Genomic DNA, 13,407 nt, shown 5'->3' with positions numbered 1-13,407 from the left:
CTATCGGCTGGCACAGGGGCCAGTTCAGTGATGGATAACGAAGCTATCAACGACCCGGCTGATAGATCTGGTCAAACAGACCGCCCTGGGCGAAGTGTTTCTTCTGGGCTTTCTCCCAATCCCCTTCCAGATCCTTGACGGTAAAGAAGGCAAGCTGCGGGAACTGGGCTGCCGTCTCCTTCAGGATCGCCGGGTTGCTGGGGCGATAGTGATGTTTGGCGACGATATGCTGCCCCTCGTCAGAGTAGAGATAATCGAGATAGGCCTTGGCCACAGCTTCGGTACCGTGCTTCTTGGCCACCTTGTCCACCACCGCGACTGGCGGCTCCGCCAGAATGGAGACCGAAGGCACCACCAGCTCGAACTTGTCGCTGGCACCCGCCTGACCAAGCACCAGCAGGGCTTCGTTCTCCCACGCCAGTAGCACGTCACCGAGACCGCGCTCGGTAAAGCTGGTGGTGGCACCGCGGGCGCCTGAGTCCAGCACCTTCACGTTCTTGAATAGATCGCCAACAAACTGCTTGGCCCCCTCTTCATTGCCACTCTTCTTCAGGGCATAACCCCAGGCGGCCAGATAGTTCCAGCGGGCACCGCCGGAGGTCTTGGGATTGGGGGTCACGATGGCTACATCCTTGCGCACCAGGTCGCCCCAATCCTTGATCTGCTTGGGATTGCCCTTGCGTACCAGGAAGACGATGGTCGAGGTGTAGGGCGCTGCATTATTGGCCAGACGGTTCTGCCAATCCGCAGCGATAAGACCTTGCTTGGCAACGGCGTTGACGTCGTAGGCAAGCGCCAGCGAGACCACGTCAGCTTCCAGCCCGTCCACAACGGCGCGAGCCTGCTTGCCGGAGCCACCGTGAGACTGGCTCACCACCACATCGTCACCGGTTTTGGCCTTCCACTCCTTGGCAAAGGCGGAGTTGTACTCCTGAAACAGCTCGCGGGTCGGATCGTAGGAGACGTTGAGCAGGTGCACTTCTGCGGCGTAGGCCTGGCCAAAGGCCAGCACGGAGAAGAGGGAGAGCGGTCATTCGCAGTTTCATGGTGATACTCCATATCGTTGGGTTGAGAGCAGCATGCCGCGGAGTTGTTATGCCGAGAAGAAAGAAATAACTCTTTGCTTATCTCTTTTGCTCATATCAGCTCAGCTACCCGCACCGGGAGCCGGACGCACACTCTGTGAGCCATGCCCCTCTGTGACCTCAAGCGCTGTGCCATCATGGGAACAAGGCAGGCAGATGACGAAAAGGAAGTCGTTATGTGGATCAATGCAGAACCCGTCAACGGTGCCCTGGTCTCGCTGGCCATCGGCCTTATCATCGGGCTGGAGCGGGGCTGGCAGGTGCGCCAACTGGGGGATAACCAGCGCATCGCCGGGATGCGTACCTACGGCCTTATCGGCCTGCTCGGTGGGGTGTGCGGTTTGCTGCTGCCCACCCTGGGCCCCTGGCTACCGTTGCTCGGCCTGCTGGCGGTGGTGATCGGCTGCGGCCTCTCGGTCTGGCTGGCCCAACGCTGGCAGGGGGAGTTCGGCCTCACCAGCTCGGTGGCTATGCTGCTCACCTACCTGCTGGGCCTGATGTCGGTGCTGCTCAGCCCGAGCGAAGCGGTGGCCTGCGCCGTGCTGGCCGCCCTGCTGATGGGGCTCAAGGGCAAGATCCAGCAGGGGATGCTGTTTCTCAGCGAAACCGAATTCCACGCCACCCTGCGCTTTCTGCTCATCTCGCTGGTACTGCTGCCGGTACTGCCCAACGAGGAGATGGGGCCCCTCGATGCCTTCAACCCCTTCAAGATCTGGCTGATGGTGGTGGTGATCGCCGGCATCTCGTTTTGTGGCCACTTTGCGGTGCGGCTGCTCGGCACCCGTGCCGGACTGGTGCTCACCAGCATACTGGCAGGACTGGCCTCCTCCACCGCCCTCACCCTGCAGTTCGCCCGCCTCAACAAGGAACAAGGGGGGCTGGAGCGGCTGCTGGCTACCGGCATCCTGCTGGCGGGGGCCACCATGTGGCTACGGCTGCTGGTGCTGGTGTTGCTCATTCACAGCGAACTGGCGATGCGCCTCATCGCCCCCCTGTTGCTGCTGGCCACCACAGTCTACGGCTTTGCCTTCTGGTTCTGGCGTCAGCGCGAGGAGCTGACCGACGGCCCGGTGCAGCCGGAAACCAGCAACCCGCTCGATCTGGCCACCGCCATCAAGTTCGGCCTGCTGCTGGCACTGATCGGCTTTATGGCCACCCTGTTGCAGAGCAAGGTGGGCAACTCCGGGGTCTACCTGCTGGCGCTGGTGTCGGGGATCACCGATGTGGACGCCATCACGCTGTCGCTCTCCCAGCTCTCCCACAAGGAGCTGGCGCTGGAGGTCGCCGCCCGCGGCATCCTGCTCGCCGGGCTGGTCAACTCGCTGGTGAAGGGGCTGCTGGCCCTCGGTATCGGCGGTCGCAGTCTGGGGCTGCGGGTGCTGCTCCCCTACTTCATCTCGGCCCTGCTGATCCTGCCCCTCGTCTGGCCCGCTGGTTGACGAGGATCACCTGCAACAAGTGACAGACTGACGGCGTCCCTGACAGTCACGTATACTGCCCCCTCTTGCAGCATGGGGAGGTAGCGATGGCGAGCGACTGGGACAAGGTACTGGCTGGCGGGGCACTGGATAGTCAGAGCGAGGAGATAGCCAACGACCGGATCCGCGGTCAGGCGCTGCTGGCCAAGCTCAACGGTTCATCGGCGGGCGATGCCCCTCTGCGCCAGCAGATCTGCCGCGAGCTGTTCGGCCACTGCCCCGACTCCTGCTGGATCAGCACGCCGTTTACCTGCGAATTCGGCCGCAACATCCATATCGGCGAGAAGACCTTCTTCAACTTCAACGTCACCATTCTCGACGTGGGCGAAGTGCACATCGGCAGCCATGTGCTGCTGGCCCCCAACGTGCAGATCTACACCGCCACCCACACCATGAACTATCTGGAACGACGCAACTGGACCGCCTACAACAAGCCGGTGCGGATCGGTGACGACTGCTGGATTGGCGGCGGCGCCATCATCTGCCCCGGCGTCACCATAGGGCCGCGCTCCATCATTGGCGCCGGCGCAGTGGTCACCCGCGACATCCCGGCCGACTCGGTGGCGGTGGGCAATCCGGCCAGGGTGATCCGCACCCTCAAGCAGGATGAGGAGCGCTGCTGGGAGCTGGCCCAATGATGGCGCTGGCGTTGCTGCCGCTGGGCGCCGCCCTCTGGCTCGGCCTCGACAGCCAGCAGTGGTGGCCACTGGCCGCACTGCTGACCATGAGTCTGCTGACGCTGGCGGCCTACGCCTGGGACAAGCGGCAGGCGGTGCGGGGCGAGTGGCGCATTCCCGAATCGAGGCTCCATCTGCTGGAGTTGTGCGGCGGCTGGCCGGGGGCACTGGTAGCTCGCCAGTGGCTGCGCCACAAAACCCAGAAGCGCAGCTACCGGCTGGTCTTCTGGTTTATCGTGCTGCTGCACCTCACCCTGTGGGCGCTCTGGGTCGGTCGGCCACTCTGGCAGCAATAGCAGTCTGCGTCACAAAGGGACAATGGGCCCCATTGCGGCCGCCCGGCGGCTGTGAGAAAACAGAGCAGATCTCATCAGCGTTTTCGCCGTCTATAGACGACAAGGAGTCGTGACATGACCATGTGGACAGGCATAGTCCTGATCGTATTTATCAGCGTATTGTTCGGATATCTCGGCAAGCGGGCCCGCTATCAGATGGGGGATGCCCGCATCACCGACCGCCTCGGCAGGCAGGATATGATCATCAGAGAGTTGCAGGAGCGAGTCGCCAATCTGGAGGCGATCGTCATCGAAGAGGAGAAACGGCGACCGTTCCGGGAGCTGTGATCTTTCACCGCCAGGTTTCAGATACAGAGAGGGCTGCATGTTGCAGCCCTCTCTTGTTTGAATAGATTCAGATTACCAACGGCAGCAACTCGGCATAGTCGCGGATCGCCGGAAAAGCGGTAATGCTCTGCTCCGGCTTGCAGCTATCCGGATTCTGGATCGCCAGCTGATAGCCGATGCCATAGTCGGCGGCAGCCCGCAGGATCCGCTCACTGTCATCCACAAACAGGGTGCGGGCCGGATCGAACGCCAGCCGCTCGGCCAGTGCCAGCCAGCAGAGCTGGCTCTCCTTCGACCAGCCCAGCTCGTGGGTACTCACCATCAGATCCAGATGGTCGCTCAGCCCCAGCTGCGCATCCTTCACCGACAGGCTGGCGGGGTGGGCGTTGGTGAAAAGCACCAGCTGCTTGCCCGCGGCGCGTAGCGCGGCCAGAAAGGGGATGGCGTGGGGTCGCCACTGGATCTTCGCCAGCAGCTCCTGCTTGAGGGCACGAATGTCGAGCCCCAGGGTCTCGCTCCAGTAATCCACGCAGTACCAGTTGAGGGTGCCGTTGACGGCGTGATAGTGGACGTCGATCTGCGCTTTGGCTTCATCCAACGGCAGCCCGAGTCGCTCGGCGTAACGCTCCGGCACCAGCTGCTGCCAGAGGTGGTTGTCAAAATGCAGATCGATCAGGGTGCCATCCATATCGAGCAAGACGGTATCTATCTGGTGCCAGGGCAAGGTGGTGGAGCGGGAGTGTGGCATCGGGCCTCTTGATCGCGGATCTCGGAAAACGGGGCGGCAGTATAACGGATTTTTCCTCCCCCTTTGCCATCCCTGGCCCGTGGTGTTCGGTGTGAGAGTCGTTTACTCTTGAAGCACTATTTTTTAACGAGCAGCCAGCGTCCGATGAGCGACCCCCACAAGAGCAAACCCGAGCACATCTCAGCCGACCAACTGGATCACCCCAAGTGCAAGCCGGAGATCCTCAAAGCCGATATCGTGGCCGAGAGCCGACTGTTCAAGGTGGAATCGCTACACCTCAAATTCTCCAACGGCGAAGAGCGGGTTTACGAGCGAATGCGCGGCGGCAACCGGGGCGCCGTCATGGTGGTGCCGCTGTTCGATGCCCACACCCTGCTGCTGGTGCGCGAATATGCCGCCGGCACCCACCTACGAGCTGGGCTTTCCCAAGGGGCTGATCGACCCCGGTGAAGATGCCTTCGAGGCGGGCAACCGGGAGCTGATGGAGGAGGCGGGGTTTGGCGCCAACAGCCTGACTCTGCTCAAGCAGGTGTCGCTGGCGCCGGGTTACTTCTCCAGCCGGATGGACATTTTACTGGCACGGGATCTCTTCCCAGAGCAGCGGATCGGCGATGAACCCGAACCGCTGGAGGTGATCCCCTGGCCGCTGAACCGGATCGATGAATTGCTGGCGCGGCCCGATTTCACCGAGTCGCGCAGCATCAGTGCCCTGCTCCTGGCCCAGAAGTGGCTGGCGGAGCAGGCAGAGTAGCCCGCAGACGGGCAGTTAACAGACAGAGGATAACGAGATGCAGGAGTTGTTGGCCTGGGTGCCGGGGGTCAAGGAGATTGCCCGCGAAGCCGGAAGGATCCTTCACGACATCTATCACGGCGGTCAGTTCGAGCGTCAGCTGAAGGAGGATGCGACCCCGGTCACCAGTGCCGATCTTGCTGCCGATGCCTACCTTAAACAGGCGCTCTCAGCGCTCACCCCCCATGTGCCGGTGCTGACAGAAGAGGCGGCCGACATCCCCTTCAGCCAGCGCGCCAACTGGCGGCAGTACTGGCTGGTGGATCCCCTCGACGGCACTGGCGAATTTATCGCCGGCAGCGGCGACTTTGCCACCCTGATCGCCCTGGTGCGGGACAATGTGCCGGTGCTCGGGGTCATCTACGCCCCCGAGTCCAACGTGCTCTACTGGGCGGTGCGCGGCTACGGCGCCTTCAAGGAGGTGAATGGCGAGGTGTTGCCCATCAGCGCCATGCACCACGAGCATGACCAGCCTGACTCGCTGGTGGTGGCCATCAGCCGCCGCCAGAAGCTGGAGAACCTCACCCGCCGCCTCAACCCGGCCATCAACTACGAGCTGATCCCGCTCGGCTCCAGCTCCCTCAAATCCTGTCTGGTGGCGGAAGGGGCGGCCGATTGCTACGTGCGACTCGGCCCTACCGGCGAGTGGGATACCGCCGCCGCCCAGTGCATCGTCGAGGCAGCCGGTGGCCGTATCCTCAGCCTGGCGTTGCAGCCACTCAGTTACAACGAAACCGAGTCGCTGGAGAACCCTGACTTTATCGTGATGGGAGATCCGGATCTCGCCTGGGGCAACATTCTGGCCCACTAGGCGGATAGCGATATCATCACACCCGACAAGCAGGCGGCCCGATGGCCGCCTGCTTTTTCAGGGAAGTTGCCCCGGGTGATGGCCGGTGTGATCCGCTGGTCAAGGCGCTCTTGAACAGCGTGATACGCTGGCAAAGAAGCGAAATGATAGTGAAACATCACAATCGGTCGGCGAGAAATGGTACGATTTTTCACGTAATTCTGAAAACACCTGATTAGCCAAAATAAAAAAATGACAGTAGGTTAAATTTTGGTTTTATATTTCAGATAAATCACAAATATCAGTTTTGTTCCATTCTGTGACCCAGATTCCATTCCCAATCTCGCTGGCTAAACCCCGCAATGGCAGTGATATGTTTCAGTCTCGCTTTTTGAGAATTAAATCCCGATAAACCACAATGAACTCAGATTAAAACACTAACAAAAAGTGAATTAGTAATGAGTTTATCTGTAGAGGCTACCAAGGAGCTATCCGGTTCCTGCTCCACCACGTCCAGCACCACCCGCTGGCGCCGTCACGACACCCACTGGGTCATCAGTCTGTTTGGCACCGCCGTTGGCGCCGGCATCCTGTTCCTGCCCATCAATCTGGGTCTGGGCGGGATCTGGCCCCTCGTTATCGTCGCGGTACTGGCAGGCCCCATGACCTTCCTCGCCCACCGCGGGCTGGCGCGCTTCGTGCTCTCCTCGTCACGCCCCCACGCCGACTTCACCGAAGTGGCGGAGGAGCATTTCGGCAAGATGGCCGGTCGCCTCATCTCGGCGCTCTACTTCCTCTCCATCTTCCCGATCCTGCTCATCTACGGGGTCGGGCTTACCAATACGGTAGAGAGCTTCATGGTCAACCAACTCGGCATGGCGGCTCCGGATCGGGTGATGCTCTCCGGCGTGCTGGTATTTGCCATGATCGCCGTGATGCTGGCGGGTGAGAAAGTGATGCTGCGCGCCTTCGCCTTTATGGTTTATCCGCTGGCGGCCATTCTGGCGGCCCTCTCCTGCTACCTGATCCCTCAGTGGCAATGGCCGGAAGTGACGGCGTTTGAAGGGGTCAGCTTCCTCAACACCGTCTGGCTGGCGCTGCCGGTCACCGTGTTCGCCTTCAGCCATGCCGCCGCCATCTCCGGCTTTGCCAACGTGCAGCGCCGTGAATATGGCGAGCAGGCGGAAGCCAAGAGCGGCCTGATCCTGCGCAACACCACAGTAATGCTGGTGGGCTTCGTGCTCTTCTTCGTCTTCTCCTGCGTGCTGAGCCTCTCGCCAGCCCAGCTGGCCGAAGCCAAGGCCCAGAACGTCTCTGTGCTCTCCTATCTCGCCAACATCACCGACAACCCGGTGATCGTGACTCTGGGACCGCTCATCGCCTTTATCGCCATCAGCTCCTCCTTCCTCGGCCACTTCCTCGGTGCCCGCGAAAGCCTCAAAAGCCTGATCGCCAAGCCCACCGGCCTGCCGCTGGCCAAGGCGGACAAAGTCGGCATCGCCCTGATGTTCTTCTCTATCTGGGGGGCCGCCGTCATCAACCCGGGGATTCTGGGGCTGATGGAGACCCTCTCCGGCCCGGTCATCGCCATGATCCTGTTCATCATGCCGGTGATTGCCATCTACAAGGTGGAGGCGCTGGCCCGCTTCCGTCACGGCTGGACCAACGGCTTTATCCTGCTGACCGGTTCGCTGGCGGTATCGGCGCTGATCTTCAGCCTGTTGAAGTAACCGCAGCAGAAAACAAAAAAGAGAGGCGACCTTGGGTCGCCTCTCTTGTCTCTGTTCGGGTGTGAACTCAGCCCAGCCTGGCGCCGTTCTCCACCGCCCGCTCGGGAATGGCCATCACTACGGCGCCATCCGGCCGATAGAAACCGGTCAGCAGAAATTCAGACTGAAACGGCCCTATCTGTTTGGTCGGGAAGTTGACTACGGCGATGATCTGGCGGCCCACCAGCTGCTCTGGCTGGTAGAGTGCGGTGATCTGGGCGCTGCTCTTGCGAATCCCCAGTTCAGGGCCAAAATCCGCCCACACCTTGTAGGCCGGTTTGCGCGCCTCGGGGAACGGCTCGACCCGCACCAGGGTGCCCACCCGGAGCTCCACCATCTCGAAATCCTGCCAGCTAATCGTCTCCATTTCGGCTCCTGTTTATCGTGCACCTTGCATGACCCGCAGCATGGCCCAAAGAGAGCATCCCGTCTTCGGCGATCAGCCGTTTCGTTACGGCAGGCGGCCGTTTTGTTGGCGCCAGAGGGATGGAGTGAGCCCGATCTCGGCCAGGAAGCGCTCGCTGAAGGCCCCCTGATTCTGGTAACCACAACGGCTGGCAATCTCGCCGACGGGCAGCTGCGTGCTGGCAAGCAGGGTACACGCCAGCGCCATGCGCCGACTGCGAATGTAGTGGGAGACGCTCACCCCCAACTGCTGGCGAAAGGCGAGCTTGAACTGGCTCTGGCCAAGGCAGGCGATGGCGGCGAGTTGCTGATTGGTCAGCGGGGCGGCGAGGTTGGCATCGATATGGCGTTGCACCTTGAGGATGCGGGCGGCAAGGCGTGGAATGGCTGCGCTCTGCATCCCCTGCCCTTCCGCCAGCAGGGAGAGCCACACCTGCTCCATGCCCGCCACCTGCCGCCCCTCGGCCACCATGCGGTGCAGAAAAGCGAGGTAGTGACGCTGGGGTTCATCCAGCTCGATAAAGGGGCGGGCCGCCAGATCGCCGGGCAGCCAGTCGCTCTCCTGCACCAGAAACGAAAGCGCCGGATCGGCGGCATAATCGTGCCGCTCGCTGGGAGCGATGATGCAGGCAGAACCGGGGACAAGCCTGCCCGGCCCTGCACCTCGATCTCGAGGGGGCCGTCGAGGGGGATCACCAGCTGGGCAAAGTCGTGGCTATGGCTGCAGACGTGGTGGTGATAGTGGCGCAGGCTGAAGCGGGACATGGCAGATAGCAATGACGCGGCCAGGGCCGCGTCATTGGGGGTTATTCCTTGTCGAAATCTTCGATCTCTTTGCCCAGCGCTTCCATGATGGCGCGCGCTTCGGCCGGGACACTGTCCGGTTGATCCTTGCGCAAGTCTTCGTCGCAAGGGAGCGGCTGGCCGGTGAAAGCGTGCAGGAAGGCTTCACAGAGCAGCTCGCTGTTGGTCGCATGACGCAGGTTGTTCACCTGACGGCGGGTGCGCTCATCGGTCAACACTTTCAACACCTTGAGCGGGATCGAGACGGTAATCTTCTTGACCTGTTCGCTCTTCTTACCGTGTTCCGCGTAGGGGCTGACGTAGTCGCCGTTCCACTCTGTTCCCATGACTCACCTGTTCTCATTTAGCCGTGAGCGCGGATTTTAACCCTTAAGGAAATTAATGGCAATCCAACAGCAAAGCCATTTAGACGTCTGGAAGTGTTGACGGCTTTTTTAAGCTGGCGTAGTGTGGTTGTCCATGAGCCCGCAATGGCGGGATGGCGCGTGGCAGCAAGATGCCGGCGTGTAAAGAGACATCAAGGAGAGAAACATGACCCACAAGGCCACCCTGGCGGTTCGCACCGGGATTGAGACAGACCAGCAGCACGGTGCCGTGGTGCCCCCCATCTACCTCTCCAGCAACTACACCTTTGCCGACTTTGGCGAGCCCCGTCAATACGATTATGCCCGCTCCGGCAATCCGACCCGCACCAATCTGGCGGACGCGCTGGCGTCGCTGGAAGGGGGCGCAGGCGCCGTGGTCACCGGCACCGGCATGGGCGCTATCCATCTGGTCACCACTGCCCTGCTCAAGTCGGGGGATCTGCTGATCGCCCCTCACGACTGCTACGGCGGCACCTGGCGTCTGTTTGAGTATCTGGCGGCCAAGGGCCACTACCGGGTGCAGTTTGTCGATCAGGGTGACGAGGCCGCTCTGGCCGCCGCGCTGGCGCAAAAGCCTGCGCTGGTATGGGTGGAGACCCCCTCCAACCCGTTGCTGCGGGTGGTGGATATCCGCGCCATTGCCAGCGCCGCCCACGAGGTGGGTGCGCAGGTGGTGGTGGACAACACCTTCCTCTCCCCCCTGCTGCAACAGCCGCTGGCCCTTGGTGCCGACGTGGTGGTGCACTCCACCACCAAGTACATCAACGGTCACTCCGACGTGGTGGGCGGAGTGGCGATTGCCAAGGAGGCCGCACTGGCCGAGTCGCTGGTGTGGTGGGCCAACTGTCTGGGGCTCACTTCCGGGGCGTTCGACTCCTACCTCACCCTGCGCGGCCTGCGCACTCTGGCCCCCAGATTGCGCACCCATCAGGAGAATACCGATCGCATCCTCACCTTCCTGCAACAGCAGCCGCTGGTGAAACGCATCTATCACCCCAGCCTGCCGAGCCATCCGGGCCACGATATTGCGCGCCGTCAACAGTCCGGCTTCGGCGCCATGCTAAGTTTTGAACTCGATTGCAGCGAGGCGGGCATTCGCTCCTTCCTCGCGGCCCTCACCCTCTTCTCGGTGGCCGAGTCCCTCGGCGGGGTGGAGAGTCTGGTGGCCCATCCGGCCAGCATGACTCACAGGGCCATGACCCCGGTCGCACAACAGGCAGCAGGCATCAGCGCCCAGCTGCTGCGGTTGTCGGTCGGTATTGAACACGGTGAAGATCTGGTGGCCGATCTGGCACAGGCTTTTGCACAGGCGCAGCAGGCAGAACAGGTAGCGAAGTAATGGAACAGCAGCAACAAGGAGAGATCGCGGTGGCAACAGAAGCAGGCTTGAAGCGACGTCACGTCCACAAATTCGGTGGCAGCAGTCTGGCGGATCCGGTCTGTTATCGCCGGGTCGCCAGTATCGTTGAACAACAGGTGGGCGGGGATGAACTGATCGTGGTCTCCGCCGCCGGCAAGACCACCAACCGGCTGATCCAGCTGGTGGAGCTGGCCGAAGCGGGGGACGAAGCCGCCGGTGAAGCCATCTCGGCCCTGCAGGCCTATCAGCAGAGCCTGATCGACGGCCTGCTGGAGGGCGAGCTACAGCTTGATCTGAGCAAGCAGCTGGCCGACGACATGCAGCTGATCGCCAAAACGCTGGAGGGACAGTTTGACCGCTTCGCCCGCAACGGACTGCTCGCCTTTGGCGAAGTGTGGTCGGCGCGCCTGCTGGCAGCCCTGCTCACCAGCCGCGGCGACAAGGCTATCTGGCTCGACGCCCGCAGTTTCCTGCGCGCCGAGGATGGCGCTCTGGTCAAGGTGGATACCGCCCTCTCCAGCGAGCTGCTCAAGGCGCGACTGGCGGAGCATGCCGGTCGCATCGTCGTAACCGGCTTTATCGCCGCCGACATGGAGGGGCGCTCCCTGCTGCTCGGTCGCAACGGATCCGACTACAGCGCCAGCCTGTTGGCGCTGCTGGCGGACGGCGAATCCACCACCATCTGGAGCGACGTGGCCGGTGTCTACAGCGCCGACCCGCGCCGGGTGAAGGAAGCGCGTCTGCTGGAGCGCCTGAGCCTCGCGGAAGCCAACGAGCTGGCCCGTCTTGGTTCTTCGGTATTGCATTCGCGCACCCTGCAACCTGTGGCCGACAGCCGCCAGCGCCTTACCCTGCGCTGCAGCTACAACCCGGATGAGGGCTGTACCCATATCCTGCGCCGCGCCCCCCGCTCCGGCGGCGCCCGCATCGTCTCCTCGGTGGATCAGATCGCCCTCATCGAGTTGAAGGTGCTGCCGCAAACCAACTATGAGCAGACGGTGGCCACCATCGAGGCCCATCTGGCCCGTCACCGCCTCAACCCGCTCACCCTGCAGCGCCAGCCGGATCGCCGGATCCTGCGCCTCGCCTACACCCTCGAGGTGGCACAAGGCGCCTTCGAGCTGCTGCGCGACTTCCAGCTGCAAGGGAGCTTCACCGGCCTCATCCAGAAAGAGGGGTTCAGTCTGGTGGCGCTGGTCGGCGCCGGTGTCACCGACAACGCGGAGCAGTGTCACCGCTTCTATCAGCTGCTGGCAGATCAACCGCTGGAATTCGTACAGGTGGCCCGAGATGGCCTGAGTCTGGTGGCCGTGCTGCGTCAGGTAGTGCTGGAGCCGCTGCTCATCGCCCTGCACAGCGCCCTCTTCAGCCGCCCGACCCGGGTTGGACTGGTGGTGTTCGGCAAGGGCAATATCGGCGGCCACTGGCTCAGCCTCTACGCCCGTGAAAAGGCACGGCTGGAACATGAGCTCAATCTGGCGCTCACCCTCTACGGGGTATTCAGCTCGGAAGGGGGCCTGCTCGATGAAGAGGGGCTCAACCCCCTCAAGGTACAGGACAACTTCAATCCCAAGCCGCTGATCTGGCCGGAGTTGCTCTCCCAGCTTGAGCAGCACGGCTTCGACGCGCTGATTGCGCTGGACATGACCGCCAGCGAAACGGTGAGCCGCTACTATCCGGATTTTGCCCAGCTCGGCATTCACATCATCGCTGCCAACAAGTTTGCCGGCGCCGCCGACAGCGAGTTCTACCAGCGCATCAAACAGACCTGCCGTGACCATCAGGTACAGTGGCGCTACAACGCCACCGTGGGCGCCGGGTTGCCAATCCAGTCCAGCATCCAGATGCTGCGCCAGAGCGGCGACCGCATTCAGGGGGTCTCCGGCATCTTCTCCGGCACCCTCTCCTGGCTGTTCCAGCAGTATGACGGCACCCGCCCCTTCTCCGAATTGGTGGACGAGGCGTGGCAGCACGGCCTGACCGAACCGGATCCCCGCGAGGATCTCTCTGGTCAGGATGTGCGGCGCAAGCTGCTTATTCTGGCTCGGGAGGCAGGCTTCGAGCTCGACTCCGCCGATATCGAGCTGGAGAATCTGGTGCCCGTTACGCTGCGCAAGGTGACCGCCGATCAGTTTATGGACAGACTGAAAGAGCTGGATGGCCCGATCCAGACCGCCTTCGAAGGGGCAAAGCGCCTCGGCAAGGTGCTGCGCTACGTGGCTCGTTTTGAACATGACGGCAAGGCGCGGGTCGGACTGGAGGCGCTGGAGCCCCACCACCCGTTTGCCAACCTCTTGCCGTGCGACAACATCTTCGCCATCGAGAGCGACAGCTACCGCACCAACCCGCTGGTGATCCAGGGGCCGGGCGCAGGCCGGGAAGTGACCGCCGCCGCTATCCAGTACGATCTGTGGCAGATCTGCGCCAGCCTCTAAGGCTGATATGCAAAGGGAGCAGCACCTCAGCTCCCGCGCACAATAAAAAAAGCCCGAGTCGATGACTCGGGCTTTTTG

At 62.2% G+C, this 13,407-nt stretch carries 11 protein-coding genes and 3 pseudogenes; 9 read left to right on the top strand and 5 right to left on the bottom strand.

Going from position 1 to position 13,407, the window contains the following annotated elements; all coding sequences use genetic code 11:
• Positions 1-46 precede the first annotated feature (46 nt).
• A pseudogene (locus ACTG2O_RS06785) lies at positions 47-1,046 on the bottom strand (sulfate ABC transporter substrate-binding protein).
• A 215-nt stretch (positions 1,047-1,261) separates the two neighbouring features.
• Here ACTG2O_RS06785 and ACTG2O_RS06780 point away from each other — a divergent pair.
• The 4 genes from ACTG2O_RS06780 to ACTG2O_RS06765 all read left to right on the top strand — a co-directional run bounded on the left by ACTG2O_RS06780 (position 1,262) and on the right by ACTG2O_RS06765 (position 3,863).
• Positions 1,262-2,524 carry an MgtC/SapB family protein gene (locus tag ACTG2O_RS06780; RefSeq protein WP_421313744.1) on the top strand — a complete coding sequence of 421 codons (1,263 nt, stop codon included), beginning with the start codon at positions 1,262-1,264 and terminating at the stop codon, positions 2,522-2,524.
• An 86-nt stretch (positions 2,525-2,610) separates the two neighbouring features.
• Positions 2,611-3,201 carry a sugar O-acetyltransferase gene (locus ACTG2O_RS06775; protein ID WP_043820589.1) on the top strand — a complete coding sequence of 197 codons (591 nt, stop codon included), beginning with the start codon at positions 2,611-2,613 and terminating at the stop codon, positions 3,199-3,201.
• Complete coding sequence (locus tag ACTG2O_RS06770) at positions 3,198-3,536, top strand: DUF1294 domain-containing protein (RefSeq protein WP_374845032.1); 339 nt, start codon at positions 3,198-3,200, stop codon at positions 3,534-3,536. Before ACTG2O_RS06775 ends, ACTG2O_RS06770 begins: the two co-directional genes overlap by 4 nt.
• Positions 3,537-3,650: 114 nt before the next feature.
• A complete protein-coding gene (locus ACTG2O_RS06765; RefSeq protein ID WP_198505418.1) occupies positions 3,651-3,863 on the top strand; it encodes a hypothetical protein in 213 nt (70 codons plus the stop codon).
• A gap of 67 nt (positions 3,864-3,930) precedes the next feature.
• On the opposite strand, the gene yrfG is transcribed toward ACTG2O_RS06765, so the two are convergent.
• Positions 3,931-4,611: a GMP/IMP nucleotidase gene (yrfG, locus tag ACTG2O_RS06760; RefSeq protein ID WP_439975497.1), complete on the bottom strand. Its 681-nt coding sequence runs from the start codon at positions 4,609-4,611 to the stop codon at positions 3,931-3,933.
• Between the two features lie 144 nt (positions 4,612-4,755).
• Here yrfG and nudE point away from each other — a divergent pair.
• From nudE to ACTG2O_RS06745, 3 genes and pseudogenes are all read left to right on the top strand, one after another.
• Positions 4,756-5,362 (top strand): annotated as a pseudogene (gene nudE, locus ACTG2O_RS06755) (ADP compounds hydrolase NudE).
• A gap of 37 nt (positions 5,363-5,399) precedes the next feature.
• The gene (gene cysQ, locus ACTG2O_RS06750; RefSeq protein WP_139478335.1) at positions 5,400-6,212 is read left to right on the top strand and encodes a 3'(2'),5'-bisphosphate nucleotidase CysQ; all 813 of its coding nucleotides are present in this window, start codon (positions 5,400-5,402) and stop codon (positions 6,210-6,212) included.
• Between the two features lie 437 nt (positions 6,213-6,649).
• Entirely contained in the window at positions 6,650-7,921 is a 1,272-nt protein-coding gene (locus ACTG2O_RS06745) for an aromatic amino acid transport family protein (protein ID WP_439975496.1), read from the top strand.
• 67 nt (positions 7,922-7,988) lie between these two features.
• Here the strand turns inward: ACTG2O_RS06745 and ACTG2O_RS06740 are convergent, their stop codons facing one another.
• The 3 genes and pseudogenes from ACTG2O_RS06740 to metJ form a co-directional block, all read right to left on the bottom strand.
• A complete protein-coding gene (locus ACTG2O_RS06740) occupies positions 7,989-8,327 on the bottom strand; it encodes a tRNA-binding protein (protein WP_069530010.1) in 339 nt (112 codons plus the stop codon).
• Between the two features lie 84 nt (positions 8,328-8,411).
• Positions 8,412-9,165 (bottom strand): annotated as a pseudogene (locus tag ACTG2O_RS06735) (helix-turn-helix domain-containing protein).
• Between the two features lie 6 nt (positions 9,166-9,171).
• The gene (gene metJ, locus ACTG2O_RS06730; RefSeq protein ID WP_005340251.1) at positions 9,172-9,495 is read right to left on the bottom strand and encodes a met regulon transcriptional regulator MetJ; all 324 of its coding nucleotides are present in this window, start codon (positions 9,493-9,495) and stop codon (positions 9,172-9,174) included.
• Positions 9,496-9,700: 205 nt separating this feature from the next.
• On the opposite strand from metJ, the gene metB reads away from it, so the two are divergent.
• Complete coding sequence (metB, locus tag ACTG2O_RS06725) at positions 9,701-10,873, top strand: cystathionine gamma-synthase (protein ID WP_439975495.1); 1,173 nt, start codon at positions 9,701-9,703, stop codon at positions 10,871-10,873.
• Positions 10,873-13,329, top strand: a complete 2,457-nt coding sequence (locus ACTG2O_RS06720) for a bifunctional aspartate kinase/homoserine dehydrogenase II (protein ID WP_346212944.1) — start codon at positions 10,873-10,875, stop codon at positions 13,327-13,329. The genes metB and ACTG2O_RS06720 overlap by 1 nt, the downstream gene beginning before the upstream one ends.
• The last annotated feature ends 78 nt before the right edge of the window (positions 13,330-13,407 follow it).

The sequence above is a fragment of the Aeromonas sp. 61P genome (assembly GCF_051919545.1).
GTDB lineage: Bacteria > Pseudomonadota > Gammaproteobacteria > Enterobacterales > Aeromonadaceae > Aeromonas > Aeromonas veronii.
This window is presented reverse-complemented; position numbering and strand designations above follow the sequence as displayed.